Source organism: Streptomyces sp. NPDC087270 (assembly GCF_044744625.1).
Lineage (GTDB): Bacteria > Actinomycetota > Actinomycetes > Streptomycetales > Streptomycetaceae > Actinacidiphila.
Map to the genome: position 1 here is coordinate 24,043 of NZ_JBIUYR010000028.1, position 16,740 is coordinate 40,782.

11 protein-coding genes are annotated in these 16,740 nt (G+C 71.4%); 6 read left to right on the forward strand and 5 right to left on the reverse strand.

Going from position 1 to position 16,740, the window contains the following annotated elements:
* Nucleotides 1–96 precede the first annotated feature (96 nt).
* The 4 genes from dpgC to ACIPAE_RS36845 all read left to right on the forward strand — a co-directional run bounded on the left by dpgC (nt 97) and on the right by ACIPAE_RS36845 (nt 5,213).
* Nucleotides 97–1,368 (forward strand): (3,5-dihydroxyphenyl)acetyl-CoA 1,2-dioxygenase DpgC, encoded by a 1,272-nt coding sequence (dpgC, locus tag ACIPAE_RS36830; protein WP_402451509.1) that lies wholly within the window; start codon nt 97–99, stop codon nt 1,366–1,368.
* A 4-nt stretch (nt 1,369–1,372) separates the two neighbouring features.
* Entirely contained in the window at nt 1,373–2,188 is an 816-nt protein-coding gene (locus ACIPAE_RS36835; protein ID WP_329372637.1) for an alpha/beta hydrolase, read from the forward strand.
* Nucleotides 2,189–2,565: 377 nt separating this feature from the next.
* The gene (locus ACIPAE_RS36840) at nt 2,566–4,074 is read left to right on the forward strand and encodes an arabinofuranosidase catalytic domain-containing protein (protein ID WP_402451386.1); all 1,509 of its coding nucleotides are present in this window, start codon (nt 2,566–2,568) and stop codon (nt 4,072–4,074) included.
* Between the two features lie 146 nt (nt 4,075–4,220).
* Nucleotides 4,221–5,213 carry an EamA family transporter gene (locus tag ACIPAE_RS36845; protein WP_402451388.1) on the forward strand — a complete coding sequence of 331 codons (993 nt, stop codon included), beginning with the start codon at nt 4,221–4,223 and terminating at the stop codon, nt 5,211–5,213.
* A gap of 105 nt (nt 5,214–5,318) precedes the next feature.
* On the opposite strand, the gene ACIPAE_RS36850 is transcribed toward ACIPAE_RS36845, so the two are convergent.
* From ACIPAE_RS36850 to ACIPAE_RS36870, 5 genes are all read right to left on the reverse strand, one after another.
* A complete protein-coding gene (locus tag ACIPAE_RS36850; RefSeq protein ID WP_402451390.1) occupies nt 5,319–7,733 on the reverse strand; it encodes an Ig domain-containing protein in 2,415 nt (804 codons plus the stop codon).
* Nucleotides 7,734–7,837: 104 nt separating this feature from the next.
* Nucleotides 7,838–9,166, reverse strand: a complete 1,329-nt coding sequence (locus ACIPAE_RS36855; protein ID WP_402451392.1) for a Gfo/Idh/MocA family protein — start codon at nt 9,164–9,166, stop codon at nt 7,838–7,840.
* Nucleotides 9,167–9,222: 56 nt separating this feature from the next.
* Nucleotides 9,223–10,053: a carbohydrate ABC transporter permease gene (locus ACIPAE_RS36860; protein ID WP_329372647.1), complete on the reverse strand. Its 831-nt coding sequence runs from the start codon at nt 10,051–10,053 to the stop codon at nt 9,223–9,225.
* Nucleotides 10,050–11,000, reverse strand: coding sequence for a sugar ABC transporter permease (locus tag ACIPAE_RS36865; protein WP_329372649.1), 951 nt, complete (start codon nt 10,998–11,000; stop codon nt 10,050–10,052). Before ACIPAE_RS36865 ends, ACIPAE_RS36860 begins: the two co-directional genes overlap by 4 nt.
* A gap of 46 nt (nt 11,001–11,046) precedes the next feature.
* Nucleotides 11,047–12,351, reverse strand: a complete 1,305-nt coding sequence (locus tag ACIPAE_RS36870; protein WP_402451396.1) for an ABC transporter substrate-binding protein — start codon at nt 12,349–12,351, stop codon at nt 11,047–11,049.
* A 189-nt stretch (nt 12,352–12,540) separates the two neighbouring features.
* Between ACIPAE_RS36870 and ACIPAE_RS36875 the strand changes: the two genes are divergently transcribed.
* Nucleotides 12,541–13,656, forward strand: a complete 1,116-nt coding sequence (locus ACIPAE_RS36875; RefSeq protein ID WP_402451399.1) for an ROK family transcriptional regulator — start codon at nt 12,541–12,543, stop codon at nt 13,654–13,656.
* A gap of 253 nt (nt 13,657–13,909) precedes the next feature.
* Nucleotides 13,910–16,708, forward strand: a complete 2,799-nt coding sequence (locus ACIPAE_RS36880) for a galactosylceramidase (protein WP_402451401.1) — start codon at nt 13,910–13,912, stop codon at nt 16,706–16,708.
* Nucleotides 16,709–16,740: the final 32 nt, after the last annotated feature.

Sequence of the window (16,740 nt, forward strand, 5' to 3'; positions counted from 1 at the left end):
CGCCCCGCCACCCAGGCCGCCGCCGAGACCGTCACCGCGGCCGCCGCCGAGGCCACTGCCGTGACCGTCACCGTGAGCGCCGCCGAGGCCGCCGCGGTGACCGTCACCGCGGCCGCCGCCGAGGCCGACCGCGTGCTCGCCGGGCTGCCGAGCCCGGCCGGCCGCGGCCCCACCGCTCGCGAGGCCGCCGACGCGGCGAAGGACACCGCCCGCGCCGCGCGCTCGCGCTTCCTCGACGCGCACGTGGACGCCGTCTACGCGCACCTCACCGACGGCCTCACCCGCGCCCTGCGCCTGGACGAACTGGTCGAGGCGGCCGCGGCCGCCTTCCCCGGCCTCGTCCCGACCCCCGAGCGGATGGCCGAGGAGCGCGCCCGGCCCCAGGCCGACAAGGAAGGCCACGAGATCGACCAGGGCATCCTGCTGCGCGCGGTGCTCCGCTCGCCCGTCGCCGGCCCGCACCTGCTCGACGCGATGCTCCGCCCCACCGCCCGCGCGACCCTGCTGCTCCCCGAGTTCCGGCGCACCGGGGTGCTCCGGACGGAGTCCGTCCACCTCGAACGCCGCGACGGCGTCGCCCGGCTGACGCTCTGCCGGGACGACCGGCTCAACGCCGAGGACGGCCGGCAGGTCGACGACATGGAGACCGCCGTCGACCTCGCCCTGCTCGACCCGGCCATCCGGGTCGGCCTGGTGCGCGGCGGCGAGATGGCCCACCCCCGCTACCGCGGCCGGCGGATCTTCTGCGCCGGCATCAACCTCAAGAGCCTCAGCTCCGGCGGCATCTCGCTGGTCGACTTCCTGCTCCGCCGCGAGCTCGGCTACCTGCGCAAGCTCGCCCACGGCATCCAGGCCGGTGACCTCGGCGGCACCGGGACGTGGCACACCCGGCACGCGGCCAAACCCTGGCTGGCCGCGGTCGACGGCTTCGCGATCGGCGGCGGCATGCAGATGCTGCTGGTCTTCGACCATGTCATCGCCGCCTCGGACGCGTACTTCAGCCTGCCCGCCGCCAAGGAAGGCATCGTCCCCGGCGCCGCCAACTTCCGCCTCACCCGGTTCGCCGGCCCGCGCCTGGCCCGGCAGGTCATCCTCGGCGGCCGCCGCGTCCGGGCGGCGGAGCCGGCGGCCCGGCTGCTGGTCGACGAGGTCGTCGAGCCCGAGGAGATGGACGCCGCGATCGAACGCGGCCTGGACCGCCTCGATGGCGAGGCCGTCCTCGCCAACCGCCGGATGCTCCACCTCGCCGAGGAACCGGAGGACGGATTTCGCGCCTACATGGCCGAGTTCGCCCTCCAGCAGGCGCTGCGGATCTACGGCGAGGACGTCATCGGCAAGGTCGGCCGGTTCGCGGCCGGGAGCGGGTGAGAGGGTGCCGACCGCGCGGATCAACGGCAGGAGCCTCGCGTACGAGGAGTTCGGCGCGCCCGCGGCACCGCCCGTGGTGCTGGTGGCCGGCACCGGCGCGCCGGGCCGGGTGTGGCGCGCCCACCAGGTGCCGGCGCTGACCGGGGCCGGCCACCGGGTGATCACGCTCGACAACCGGGGCCTCGGCCCGGAGCCGGCCGCCCCCGGCTCGTTCACCCTCGCCGACATGGTCGCCGACGTCGCGGGGCTGATCGAGCACCTCGGCGCCGGGCCGTGCCGGCTGGTCGGGCACTCGCTGGGCGCGATCATCGTCCAGGAACTCGTCGTCGCCCGGCCCGAACTCGTCGACCGGGCCGTCCTGATGGCCGGCAGCGGGCGGACGGACGCGCTGATCGCCGCCGGGACCGCGGCCGACCTCGCACTCGCCGACAGCGGTGTGCGGCTTCCGCCCGAGGTCGCGGCCCACCGCCACGCCCTCCAGAACCTCTCGCCCCGAACCCTGGAGGACGCCGGCCGGCTCACGGACTGGCTGAGCCTGTTCGAGCTCGCCCTTCCCGACACCGTCGCCGCCCGCGCGCAGCTCGACCTCGCCCTGATCCCCGACCGGCTCGCCGCCTACCGCCGCGTCAGCCGCCCCTGCCTCGTCGTCGCCTTCGCCGACGACCTCGTGGTCCGCCCCCGCCTCACCCGCGAACTCGCCGCGGCCCTGCCCGGCTCCCGCTACGTCGAGATCCCCGACTGCGGCCACATCGGCTACCTCGAACGCCCCGACGCGGTCAACGCGGAACTGCTCGGCTACCTCCCCGCGCATCCCGCGTAACCGTGCCACGTCATGCCCTGCGAGCCGACGATGTCGACGCCCGGCGCGGTGCCCGCCGGCGAACCCGGGCCGAGGAGGCCGGCACCCGCCCCGCGAGCGCGCGTTCGACCGGTTGTGCTCACTTTGTGCGGAAGGCTCCGGACGTTTGCGCCACCTTTCCCCCAAAGAATCTTTGAAAGGTCCACCGTGGCCAGTCCATCGTCTTGACTTATGTCTAGAGCCAGCTGAACATGTGTGCTGCGCCACTGGGGACGCCGCCTTTTGCCACAACACTGCGCAGAAACCGGCGATCCCCGACCGCGCCCGACGATGAGCGCGGCCGAGATCCGGCTCAACGCCACGGGCGGAATGGCACCATCACATTTCCGGAGGCATTTGTGCTGGTCTTACTCACACTCCGACGCCGGACGCGGCTGCTGATCGCGTTCCTGCTCGCGGTGGCGATCGCGGTGCCGGTCCTCGGCACGGCGACCCGCGCCGAGGCGGCTTCATCGGGGCCCTGCGACATCTACGCGTCCGGTGGCACGCCGTGTGAGGCGGCGTACAGCACCACCCGGGCGATGTTCTCCTCGTACGACGGCCCGCTGTACCAGATCCAGCGCGCCTCGGACAGCAGCACCCTGAACATCGGACTCGCGTCGGCCGGCGGTCTGGTCGCCTCGGCGCCGCAGGTCTCCTTCTGCGCCGGCACGACGTGCATCATCACCCAGCTGTACGACCAGACGCCCAACGCCAACAACCTGCCCATCTCGCCGGGCAGTTCCTGCTCCGGCTGCTCGGGCGGGCTTTCCGGCCCCGGCCCGAACGGCTCGGACATCGGCGCGGACGCGATGGCGCTGCCGATCACCATCGGCGGCCAGGGCGCCTACGGCGTGCTGGTCAACAACATCGGTACCGGATACCGCAACAACGCCGCCAAGAACGTGCCCACCGGCTCGCAGCCGGAGGGCCTGTACATGCTCACGTCGTCGAACCTCACCAGCAGCAGCTGCTGCTTCGACTTCGGCTCGGCCGAGACCGACGACTCCGACGACGGCAACGCGACCATGAACGCGATCTACTACGGCTCCGCCTGCTGGACCGGCGGCTGCACCGGCTCCGGCCCCTGGGTCGGCGGCGACCTCGAGAACGGCATGTACTTCAGCGCGGCCGGCCCCAACCCGTCGAACATCCCCAGCGAGACCGGCTCGTTCGTGACCGCCTGGGAGAAGAACAACGGCACGACGAACTTCACGCTGAAATACGGAAACGGGCAATCCGGCGGGCTGTCACAGGCGTATTCCGGCGCCCTACCCAACGGCTACAACCCGATGAAGGTGCAGCCCTCCATCGAGTTGGGCACCGGCGGCGACAACAGCCCCGAAGGCACCGGTGAGTTCTTCGAGGGCGCCGTCACCAAGGGCTTCCCGACCGATGCCACCGAGAACGCCGTGCAGGCCAACGTCACCGCGGCCGGCTACACGAACAACACCACCACGTTCCCGCCGCCCACCCAGTCCGTGATCAGTCTCAAGGCCCACGCCAACGGCAAGTACGTCGACGCGGCGAACAGCACCACCTCGCTCATCGCCGACGCCACCTCGATCGGCACCAACGAGACCTTCGACCTGATCGCGAACAACAACAACACCGTGAACCTGAGGGCGCACTCCGACAACCAGTGGGTCACCGCCGAGAACAAGGGCAGCTCGCCGCTGATCGCCAACCGCGGTGCGGTCGGCCCGTGGGAGACGTTCTACCTCCTGCACAACTCCGACGGCAGCGTCAGCTTCCGCGCCTACAACAACCAGCAGATCGTCACGGCCGAGGACGCCGGCGCCTCGGCGCTGATCGCCAACCGCACGGCGATCGGCCCCTGGGAGGAGTTCGACCTCATCAACGACTGACACGGTCACCGCGAGGGACACGGCACCCGTCCCCGCCCCTGTCCCCGCCCCGGCAACCGGGCGGGGACAGGGGCAAGTACCGTGGACCACGCATCCGGGGAAAGCTCTGGGCCGCGGGCCCGTGACGACGAGGGGGCCGCGCGACCGTGACGGACGCGTCGACGAAACCGCGGGCCGGCGCCACCGCGCCGGGGACCGGCAGGGCCGCGCGCGAACTCGCCTGGGGGCCCAGCCTGCTCATGGCCGCAGCGCTGGTGGCGCTGCTGTCGCTGACGTGGCTGCTGTCCGGGGACCTGGTCGCCCACGCCGATCCGTTCGCCGTCGCCGCCGGCCGCGCGGGCACCAGCTGCGTCGGGCTGTCGCTGCTCGCCGCCGCCCGCCGGACCACCAGACGCCCCGCGCTGGAGGTGGTGCGCAGCCGCCCGCGCGCCGTCGCCGCCCTGGGCGCCCTGGGGGTCTTCGGCTACTCGATGGCCTCGGTCTGGGCCATCGGGCTGATCGGCGCCGCGACCACCAACGTCGTCCTCGCGCTCCTGCCCTGCGTGACGTTCGTGCTCGGCCTGTGGCTGTTCCGCGAACGCCCCGGCGTGACCGCACTGGTGGGCACCTGCGTGGCTGCCGCGGCGGCGGTCGCCTACGGCCTTCTCGACCGGGGGAGCGGGTTCGGCGTCCGGGGCGGCGTCACCCCCACCCGCGCGCTGGTCGGAGTGCTGGCCGCCGTGGCCGCCATGGTCTCGATGGCGCTGTACGCGCACTTCTACGGCAAGCTCGCCCCCGACGTCTCCTCGGTGGTGGCCCTGCCGTCCGTGTTCGCGGCCGGGGCGCTGATGCTGCTGCTGCCCGCGCTGGCCCGCAACTCCTTCGGCCACCTCACCCTCGTGCAGTGGGGGCAGATCCTGCTGCTCGGTTGCGGGGTGTACGTGCCGGCCTACGTGATCCAGCACGAGCTGTTCCTGCGCCGGGGCGCGCTGTTCACCACCAGCGTCTCCCTGGCCGTCCCCTTCACCGTCCGGTTCTGCACGTGGGGCCTGGGGAAGGCGGCACGACCCAGCCTGCTCGCCACCGCGCTCCTCCTGACGTGCTGCGTCGGCGTCTTCCTCACCATGGCCAGGTCCGGCACCCGCGCTCCCCGGTCCTGAGCCACCCGGACCTGACGCACCCGGCCCGGGCGCCGGCGGGTGGTCGACGCACCGGTGGCCCGCTCTCCGGCCGGAGAGCGGGCCACCGGTGCCACTACGCCACGGTCAGCGCGTTCGGCCTCCCTCGGCGGGTGAGGGGTTCCCCACCCGGATCGTGAAGGTCTGGCGCGCGTCCGGGGTGCCGGGCGCGCCCTTGCCGGTGAGGGTGAACCTGGCGGGGGTGCCGGTGAGCGGGACGCCGGTGATGCCGCCGGTGTCGGGGTTGAGGTGCAGGCCGGCGGGCAGGGTGCCCGCGGTGACGGTGTAGCGGATGATCGAGGGCACGTTCGCGGCCGGCCGTGCCTCGTAGAGCTTGCCGGGCGTCATGCCCGGCAGGCTGGTGCTGGTGAAGCCCGGGGTGGGGACGGAGACCGTCCGGGGCGCGCCGACGGCGTTGCCGGCGGCGTCGAGCTGCTGGAGCGACCAGGAGCTGCCGGGCGTGATGACGCTCAGGTGCCAGTGCGTGGACTGGTCGCGGAACTGGGCGCGTTCGTCGTCGGTGAAGGCTCCGAGGTTGCGGGCCGTCTCCCACTGCTTGACCTCGTCGAGCAGGGCCGCGGTGTTCTGCCCGCCGTTGGTCAGGCTGGACACGGAGGTCTCGAATCCGGCGCCGGCGTTCAGGCCCGCGCCCCGTGCGAGGGTGTCCTCGACCGTGTGGAGGGCGGCGCCTCCCGGCAGCGAGATCCAGCCGAGCATCCCGGGCAGGTGGTTGGCCTGGTAGTAGGCGTTGTTGATGAACACCTGGTTCATGCTGGTGGAGCCGACCTCGCCCCAGCTGGCCCGGGACAGCGCGTCCCAGACGTTCGAACCCTCGCGGCTGGTCTCGGAGATGAAGCCGTCCTTGGCCTTCAGCTGCGCGAAGGCCCCGTTGACCATGCGGGCCATGCCGTACTGGCCCCAGCCGGCCTCCGAGGCGGACTCCAGCCCGTCGAACGAGGTCGCGCTGATGCCGGTGGTGTTCCAGATGGTCGCGAACCGGGTGGCGGTGGCGTCGATGAGCTTCAGGTCGCCCAGGGCGCCGTCGTACGAGTTGTGCGGCACCCGGGCGGCGGTGGCGCCGGCGGCGTGGTCGGCGGCGGCCGAGGACCACTGGGCCCGGGTCAGCCCGGTCACCTGGCACTCGTCACCGACGGTGGTGAACCCCGTGTAGTTCACGAACTCGTGGTCGATCAGCAGGGACTTGCCCGCCAGACCGTCGGCCAGCGGCGCGCAGCTCGCCATGTACAGGGAGGTGTCGGTGGCGGCCAGCGGCCGGGTCAGCTCGGCGCTCTGGCCGAGTTGGAGATCGGGGCTGGGCACGGGCTGGACGTAGGGGTCGTTGGTGTCGATGAAGTTCGACAGGGTGTGCGCGCCGACGGCGACGCCGTCGGACGTGGAGGCGTGCACCAGCGCGGTCGCGCCGGCGTCGCTGCCGCCGAAGCTGGAGTTGAACTGGAAGTGCCCGGCGGACTGCCAGGGGCCGTCGGCCCCGGGCAGCGAGTAGACCGTGTCGATGCCGGCGGCCTTGGCGAACCGGTCGGCGTCCGCGACGTTGCCGGTGTTGAGGTCGGACAGCACCAGGATGGACTTGGAGGTCGCCTGCGCCGCCTTCTGCCACTGCCCGTCGATCGTCGGGTACGGCAGGTTCTGGCCCTTGGCGATCGTCGACAGGACGGTCGGCGCGAGATCCGGGGTGGTGCCGTAGAGCGCGATCCGCGAGCCGACGATGCTGCCCTGGGCACCGGGCAGCGGCCCGACCGGAATCCCGTAGCCGGAGTCGTTCGTCCGCAGCCGCTGCTTGGTGTAGTCGAAGGTGAAGGCGCGCAGGAGGTTGCCCCAGGGGGTCCGGCCGCCGACGCTCCACTGCTCCAGCGGTGCCACCTGAAGGTCGGACGGGTTGTCCGACACCTCGTTCTCCCAGCCCATGCCGGTGTCCTCACGGGGCCAGCCGCCCTCGGTGCGGTCGTTGAGCACCTTCATCCCGGCCGTGAACCCGCTGTTGCTCGCCAGGCCCGCCGACTCGCCGAGCGAGCCGGTCAGCGTGGTCGCCAACGGGCCCCACAGCAGGGTCTGCACGTCGGCGCCGCGGGGCGCCTTGACCTTCGTGACGGTGAACGTGGAGTACGACGTCCGGTCGCTGACCGCGACGTCGACCTCGGTGCCGGCCGCGGAGTTGCCGAACACCAGCGTGCCGCCGGAGCGCCGCAGGGAGGTCGGCGTCACCTGCCGCCCACCGATGACCAGGCTGACCAGGGGAGCGGTGCCGTGCCCCGCCACCAGGTAGTTCCGGCCGTCGCGGGAGTCGACCAGGCTGGTGACCGTGCCGGTGGCGTCCATCCCCACCCGCAGGTAGCCGGCGTCCACCAGGACATCGCCGGAGTGGTGCGATCCGGTCGCCGCCGACACGGTCTGGATGCCGGCCGCCGCCGGCAGGGCGGTCAGCAGGCCCGCCACCGCGATCGCGGCGGTCAGGCGAGGGGTGAGTTTTCGTCTCAGGTCCATACGCGAGGGGTCCTTCCTCGGACGAGAATGCGTTCTTCACGGGTGTACGGGTGTACGGGTGTACGGGTGTGGTGCGGGGGTGGTACGTCAGGGGGCCGCTACGGTCAGAGCTCGACGACCGTCCCGGCGTGCCGGGCCCGCTCGGCGGCGAAGACCACGCGGTGGCTGGCCAGGCTGGCCTCGATCCCGGAGACGATCAGCTCGGGCCGGCCGCCGTGCAGGGCGTCGATGTAGGCGTTGAACATGGCCGCGTCGCCTCCGGCGTGTCCTTCGGCCGCGGAGGAGCCGTCGAGGGAGGTGTCGATGACGGTGGTGCGCTCGGTGCGGAAGTCGTACACCTCGATGTGGCGGCCGTCCCCGGTGAGCTGGCCGCGGGTGCCGAAGATCTTCGTCTGCCGGTTCTCCATCGGGGTGAACGCGGTCAGGACGAAGGACGCGGTCACGGCGTTGTCGAACTCCAGGTTCACCACCTGGTGGTCCGGCACGTCGTTGTCGCTGTGGTAGACGCAGCGGCCGTACGGCCCGTCGGTCAGCGCCGCGGTGACGGCCTCCTCGGTCAGCTCCCCGGCGGTCGCGATGCGGGTGAAGTACTGCTTGGTGCCTCCCCGGCGCAGCCCGTCCCGGTAGAGCCGGGGCGCCGAGAAGGCGCACGAGGACTCCAGCGGGCAGGTGACACAGCGATCCGTGGCGCCTTCGGGGGCGGACTCGGGACGGAAGTGGGTGAGCGACCCGAACGACGACACCCGCCGGACCGGCCGGCCGACGACGTCGCACAGCCAGTCGATGTCGTGGCAGGACTTGGCCAGCAGCAGTGGCGCCGACTGGTCCTCGCGGCGCCAGTTGCCGCGGACGAACGAGTGCGCGAAGTGGTAGTAGCCGACCGGCTCCAGGTGCTGCAGGGAGACGATGTCGCCGATCGCGCCGTCCCGCAGCAGCTTCTTCAGCGCCACGGAGTAGAGCGTGTACCGCATGACGTGGGCCAGGGCCAGCGCGGTGCCGTTGCGCTGTACGGCCTCGGCGATGGCGTCGCAGTCCTCCTGCGTGGTGGCCATCGGCTTCTCCAGCAGCAACTGGTAGCCGAGGTCGGCCAGGGCGACGGCCGCCTCGACGTGGTCGGCGTCCTGGATCGCGACGATCGCGACGTCGGCCAGCCGGGGCCGTTCCAGCACCTCGCGCCAGTCGGTGAAGCAGAACTCGTCGCTGACCGCGTGCCGGGCGGCGAACGCCCGGCGGACGCCGTCGCGGGCTTCGGCGACGGCCACCACCCGGGCCCGCTCCGGGCTCTTTGCCGCCAGGTCGGCGTAGGCCTCGCCGCGGGCTCCCGCGCCGAGGACGACCAGCGACAGCGGACGCCCGATCGGCGCGGACAGGTCCCCCGTGACGAACGGTGTGGAGGCGGGTGCACCGCCGGCGGGCGGGGCGGCAAGGTTCACAAGTACTCCTGTTGAGCGATCAGGTAGCGAGGCGGCGGGGGTCGGGGGAAGCGGAGTCACCCCTTGGTCGCGCCGCCTGTCAGGCCCTTGACGAAGTGGCGCTGGAACGCCAGGTAGAAGACGAGGATCGGGATGGTGGCGAGGAACATCAGCGCGAAGACCGCGCCGAAGTCCGACTGGTGCTCCCCGATGGCCCGGTAGATGCCCACGGTGACGGTGGTGCCGTTCGCCGGGCCCATGATGATCAGCGGGTTGAGGAAGTCGTTCCAGATCCAGACGCCGAGGAAGATCAGGACGGACGCCGAGGCCGGGCGCAGCAGCGGGAACACGATCTTCCAGAACACGCGGAACGGCCCGGCGCCGTCGAGGGCCGCGGCCTCCTCCAGCTCGATCGGGATGGTCTTGACGAAACCCGTGAAGACGAACACGCCGAACGGCACGTAGTACCCGACGTTGACCAGCACCAGCCCCGGGATCGTGGTCATCAGGCCGAGCCGGCGCAGCACCTCGGTGACCGGTTCGAGGATCACCGCGGGCGGGATCATCAGTCCGCACAGCAGGGTCGCCAGCACCCCCTTGGCCCAGGCTCCCTTGGCCCGGGCCAGGTAGTGCCCGAGCATGGCGGAGACGATCGTCAGGGCGGTGACGGAGATGGCGGTGACCTCGACGCTGTTGATGAGGCCGTACCAGAACAGGTGGTCCGGGCGGGACAGCACCTGGTGGATCGAGGAGAGCGTCGGCGGGATCGGCAGGCTCACCGGGTGCGCGGTGATGTCCGGGCCGTGCTTGAACACGTTGACCAGGACCACGTAGAGCGGGAGGAAGAACACCGCGGTGACGAAGAGCGCCGCTATCGGCCGGAGCCACAAGGACCGCTGGGAGTTCACAGCGTGACCTCCCGCCGCTGGAGCACGCGCAGCGCGAGGACCGAGATCACCGCGATGATGGCGAGCATGACGGTGGCCATCGCCGCGCCGTACCCGATGTGGTTTCCGGTGAACGTGGTCTGCACGACCTCGAAGGCGACGGTGGAGGTGGTGCCGTTGCCCGGGCCGCCGTTGGTGATCACCTGGATCTGGTCGTACGCCTTGAACCCGCTGATCAGCAGCATGACCGTGTTGATGGTCAGCGCGGGCGCCAGCATCGGCCAGGTGACGTTCCTGAAGCGTGTCCAGATGCCGGCGCCGTCGATGGAGGCGGCCTCGTGCAGTTCGGCCGGCACACCGGCCAGGCCGGCCAGGTAGACGACGACGCAGAAGCCGAGCATCTGCCAGGTGATGATGAACGCGACCGAGTACAGCGCGAGATCGGGGTCGGACAGCCAGCCGGGCGGGTGGTGCACCCCGAGCTTCTTCAGCATCGAGTTGAGCAGCCCGTCGTCGGTGAGGATCGCCTGCCAGATCACCGAGACCACGACCGAGGACAGCACGACCGGCGTGAAGAACACCGAGCGCAGGGCGTTGTAGAGCCAGCCGCGCCGGTCGAGCAACAGGGCGACGAGCAGCCCGAGGAGGTTGGCCAGGACCGTGATGATGACGGTGACGACGACGGTGTTCTTCAACGCGCCGGTGAAGTCGGGGTCGGAGAACAGCCGGGTGTAGTTCCGCAGACCGACCCACCGGGTCGGCGGATTGGCCGGGTTGCGGTTGGTGAGGCTGGTGCCGATCGTCATGGCGATCGGCACCAGGACGAAGGCGAGGTAGACGACGAGTCCGGGGGCGCCGAAGGTCAGGAAGTGCCACACCTTGGAGCACCGGGCGGACCATCGCCGGGCCGGACCGGCACCCGGCGCGTCCCGGGTGTGCGCGCCCGGGGGCGCGAGTGTCGCGGTCATGTCTGTCTTCTCCTCGTTCCTGGGTCGTCGTGCGGGAGGGCGCGGGCTACTCGTCGGCCTTGGCCCATTCGGAGTCGAGGAACGCCCCGAACTCCCGCGCGGTCTTCTTGCCGTTGATCAGGTCGGCGACGCCGGCGGCGGCTTTGTCCGCGACACCGGCGGGCAGCGAGTCGTCGCCGGACTCGACCGAGAAGGCGTCGACGATCGCGTGCTGCTTCACCGCCTGCTGGTAGAGGTCGAGCGTGGCGGTGTAGACCGGGCCCATGCCGGCGGGCGGGGTGTAGTCCTTCAGCGCGATGATCGACCCGTCGGTCTTCACCGAGGCGTCCAGCGAGGTCTTGTCGAGCATGAACGCCAGCGCCCACTTCTGGGCGAGCGCGACGTCGGGGGCCTTGGAGGACACGGACATGCCGCCACCGGTGTAGGACGGCATGACCAGCGAGCCGTCATCGGAGGGCCAGGCGAACACGCCCACGTCGAAGGGGGGCTTCTTCGCGTCCGCGGAGGCGGCGAACCACGAGCCCATCGGGTACATCGCGCCCTTGTTGGCGCGGAACGCCTGCTCGTCGTCGGCGTAGGAGCGGGACAGGCCCGCGCGATCGATGTAGCCCTTCTTCGCCAGGTCCGAGACCTTCTGCGCGGCTTTGGTGAAGGCCGGATCGGTGAACTTGGCCTTGCCCTTGGCCTTTTGCGCCAGCCAGTCGGGCTCGGGCCGGTAGGTGTCGGTGGCCACCGCGCCGATCAGCGGGTACATGTCGGCCCAGGTGTCCTTGCCGCCACCGCCCACCACCAGCGGGTTGATCCCCTTGGTCTTCAACTTCGCGCAGTCGTCCAGCAGGTCCTGGTACGTCTTCGGCGGGGCGGCGATCCCGGCGGCGGTGAAGTCGGACTTGTTGTAGTACACCAGCGGCGTCGGCTGGGTGTCGTACGGCAGCTGGTAGATCTTGCCGCCGATGGGGTTGGAGTGCGGCGACACGAAGTCGCTGAGCTGCCCGTCGCTCCACGAGGCGAGCTGGCCGGCCTGCGCGAACCCGTTCGGCGACACCCCGATCATGATGTCCGGCAACTGGCCGGAGGCCGCGAGCTGCTTGGCGTAGCCGACGCGGTCCACCGACGGGGCCACCAGCTTCTTGATGGTGACGCCTGGCACCTTCGCCGAGGCCCGGGCGATCGCGTCGTCCCAGTACTTGGCCGTCAGGTTCGGCGTCTCGAAGGTCAGGAAGGTCAGCGTGACCTTCCCCTTCCCGCCTCCACCTCCCGACGCCTTGCCGGAGCCGCCGGCCGCACAGCCGGACAGGAGTATCGCCGCCACCAGGCCCGAAGCGGCCAGCGGCATCAGCTTGCGTCTCACGGAAGTCCCCATCCGTCGTGGTGATAGATAACAAGACTTGTTTAACAATTGAGTCGAGAAGATACTGGTCTCCTGCGCCTGCTTGTCAAGGGGTCGCGGCCAGGATGATCACGTATGAATCGAGGCAGGGGCCAGATGCGAATCACGGGCGGGGACCCTTCGGCACTGCGCAGGCGGAACCTGGCGGCGATGCTGAGCAGGATGTACGAGCACGGCGCGCAGACCGTCACCGAACTCGCCCGGTCCACCCGCCTGTCCCGGCCGACCTGCGAGGAAGGCGTGGCCGAACTGCTCGCCCAGGGCTGGGTCACCGAGGGCGCGGCGCCGGACCCGGCGGCCGCCCGCCAGCCGGGACGGCCGGCCAGGCGCTACGAGTTCCACGCCGACGCGGGCCGGGTGCTGGGCGTGGACGTCGGCGCGCACAAGATCCTCGCGATGGTGGCCGATCTGCGCGGGGCCGTGACCGTGGCCCGGCGGATCGACGTCGATCCCGACCTGCCCGCCCGGGGGCGGCTGGCGGCGATGGGCGACGCGGTCACCGCCTGCCTGGCCCGCGAACCCGTGGCCGATCGCAGCCCGCTGCTGGCAGCCGTGATCGCCTCCCCGGGGGTCGTGGACGCCCGGGGGCGGGTGGTCCTGTCCAACGCGATGCCGGAGTTGACGGGGCTGAACCTCGCGGACGAACTCGCCCGGACGCTGGGTACCGGCAGCGTGGACGGGCCGATCCACGCCGAGAACGACATGCGTATGGCCGCCCTGGCCGAGCAGTGGCGGGGCGTTGCCGACGGGGTGCCCGACCTCGTGTACATCCACGCGGGCCACCGCCTGGGCGCGGCCGTGCTCATCGACGGCAGGCCCTACCGCGGTCATCGGGGCGCCGCCGGGGAGATCGGCACCCTCGGCCTGCTGGACTGGGCGAACAGCTACCGCCGCCTTCTGGCCTACGCCCCCGGCGGCACGACGGGCGACGCGACGCTGCGGGTCTTCACGGATCTGCGCGAGGGCAACGCCCAGGCCCGGGAGCTGGTCGACCGCTTCGCCCGCGACCTGGCCACCGGAGTCGCCGTCATGTCGATGACCATCGACCCGACGCTGGTCGTCGTCGGCGGCGGCATCTCCCAGGCCGGCGACGACATCATCGAGCCGGTCAGCCGGCACCTGGCCGACCTGTGCCTGTTCCCGCCGGAGGTCCAGGCATCGAGTCTGGGCGACGAGTCGGTCGCACTCGGCGCCCTGCGCTACGGCCTCCAGGACGTGGAGGGGCGGCTGTTCGGGGCGGACGGGGCGGAGTGGGCCTCCTCGTGACGTCCGGGTGCACGGAACACGCGCGCTGCTGAGCGAAGTTGATCGGTCTGCCGCCGTTCCGATCAAGCCAGCGCGCCGCGTTGCGTGTGCGAAACCTTGACGCCATGCGACCGGCTCCTTACTCTCAGGGCCGTCTGAGCGAATCTGATGGGTTTCGTTGGGTCCGGCGGGTGTACCGATCGGTCTCGCACACCATCGCACCTGACCAGCAGTCATCCACCGATGAGGACGCCGTCCTCCCAGGAGACATGCCATGCACACGCACACCGAGCGACGGAGATCGGGCGGTGGGGACCGCTTCGTGGCCGTCGCCGCCGTCCTGGCCCTGATCATGGCCGCCGCGGCGGTCCTGCTGGCCCCGGCCGGAGCCGGCGCGGCCGCGTTGCCGGACACCTCGATAGCGGTCAACGGCCAGGACACCGGACGTACCTTCGACGGGCTCGGCGCGATCAGCGGCGGCGGTGGCAACACCCGGCTGCTCACCGACTACCCGGCCGCGCAGCGCAACGCGATCCTGGACTACCTCTTCAAGCCCGGCTACGGCGCCGACCTGCAGCTCCTGAAGGTCGAGACCAGCGGGGACGGGAACACCACCTCCGGCGCCGAGCAGACCGTCGAGGAGACCCGGGGAGTGATCAACTGCCAGGCGGGCTACGAGTTCTGGCTCGCCCAGCAGGCGGTGAAGCGCAACCCGCAGATCAAGCTCTACGGGCTGACCTGGGCGGCACCGGGCTGGGTCGGCTCCAGCATGTACACGCAGAACGGCATCCAGTACATCACCGACTGGCTGGGCTGCGCCAAGCAACGCGGCCTCACCTTCGCCTACATGGGCGGCTGGAACGAGAAGGGCGGCTGGACCGCGGCCTGGTGGAAGGACCTCCGGGCGGCGCTGGACGCGCACGGCTTCGCCAAGGTCAAGCTGGTGGCCGCCGACCAGGTCAGCTCGTTCTCCGACGTCAGCGGCGCCATGGCGCAGGACCCGGACTTCGCCGAGGCGGTCTCGGTCATCGGCGAGCACTACCCCTGCGGGTGGAACGGCCCCACGCCGATCTCGGACTACCCCAACGTGGAGACGTCCTGCCCCTCCTCGCCGGCCGCCCAGGCACTGAACACGCCGCTGTGGGCCGCTGAACAGGGCTCGATGAGCTACAACGCCGGCGGCCTGCCGATGGCCCGCGCCGACAACATCGACTACGTCGACGGCCGGATGACCGCGAGCATCAACTGGCCCGTCGTCGCCTCGGCCTACTCGGACGTCGGCTTCGCCGACCAGGGACTGGTCAGGGCCGACGAGCCGTGGACCGGCGCCTACGATGTCGGCCTGTCGACCTGGGTGACCGCGCACACCACGCAGTTCGCGCAGCCGGGCTGGCAGTACCTGGACGGCGCCAGCGGCTACCTGGGCGGCCGGAGCTCCGACGAAGTCGGCAGCTACGTGACGTTGAAGTCGCCCGGCGGCAAGGACTGGAGTTCCGTCGTGGAGACGACCCGGGCCACCGGCCCCCAGACGGTCGAGCTGGCCGTCAGCGGCGGCCTGTCCACCCGGCCCGTGCACGTCTGGAGCACCAACCTGGTCTCCAATGACCGTTCGCAGTGGTTCGCGCAGGACCGCACGCTCGTGCCCGACGCGCACGGCACGGTCACGATGACCCTCCAGCCCGACCACCTCTACTCGTTCACCACCACGACCGGGCAGCACAAGGGAAGCGCCGCGGTGCCGGCGAGCAAGCCCCTCGCACTGCCCTACTCCGACTCGTTCACCACCGGGACCCAGGGCCAGCAGGCCCGCTACCTGGCCACCATGGAGGGCGCGTTCACCGTCGAGCCGTGCGCCGGCCGCGGCGGCAACTGCGTGCAGATGAACACCCCGGCCAAGCCGCTCGAATGGCAGTCCAACATCCGGACCCCCTACCCGTACACGGTGGGCGGCGACGAAGCCTGGAGCAACTACCAGGTGTCCGCCGACGTGCGCAACGCCCAGCCGGGTTCGGTCGGGATTCTGGGCCGCCAGAGCAACCTCGGCGGCACGGAGGAAGACCCGTCGAAGGTGCACTACTACTCGCTCACGCTCGGCGACACCGGCGCCTGGTCGATCAACCTCGCGGACGGCTCGGGCAGCGCGGCACGGTCGCTGGCCGGCGGAACGCTGTCCTCGGCGGCCGGGCTGAACACCTGGCACAACCTGGCGCTCACCTTCGACGGCTCGCTGATCTACGCCTCCGTCGACGGCACCACCGTCGGCTCGGCCACGGACACCACCCTCGCCGCCGGGAAGGTCGGCCTGGTCGCCAGCGGGTATCTGGCAGGCGAGCAGTACGACAACCTCAAGGTCAGCACGCTGACAGACCTCGCGGTCCCGGTCGCGCTGCCGGCCGGCACGCACACCCCGGAAGCGGTGACGAACGTCGGCTACGACGCCACCGGCGGCGCGGTGAACCAGTGGCAGTACAGCGGCTCGTGGCAGTCCGGCGGCGGAAACACCTGGGACGACACCGCCGGTGACAAGGCGACGCTGACCTTCCAGGGGGACAGCGTCACCCTTCAGTCCATGGCCAACGCCAGCAACGGCGTCGTCGACGTGTCGGTGGACGGCGGCTCGCCCACCGCGGTCGACCTCTACAGCGGCAGCGGCGCTCTGGCCTCGGTGTTCACCCGCACCGGCCTCGACCCCGCCCAGCGGCACACGTTGACCGTGACCGTCACCGGCAGCAAGAACCCCGCGTCCGGCGGCAGTTTCGCCTCCGTGGCCGGCGCCCTGGTGAGCGTGCCCGGCAAGCCGGCCGCCGCGCCGGTGCTCGCGAGGCCGGCCGACGCGTCCTCGGTCCACGCGGGCCGGATACGGATCGAGGGCGCCGCCACCCCGGGCGAACTGGTCACCGTCTCGGTGTCGGGCAAGCCCGCCTGCGTGGACCAACCCGCCGACCGGCACGGGAACTGGCGCTGCGACACGCGCCTCCAGCGCGGGTCCGCGGTACTCACCGCGGTCGGCGTCGACCCCGTGACGGGCCTGATGTCGGCGCCCACCGCCCCGGTCCACGTGCGCGCCACGTAGACCGGAGCGGCGCCAGGGCGCTCCCGCCGCGC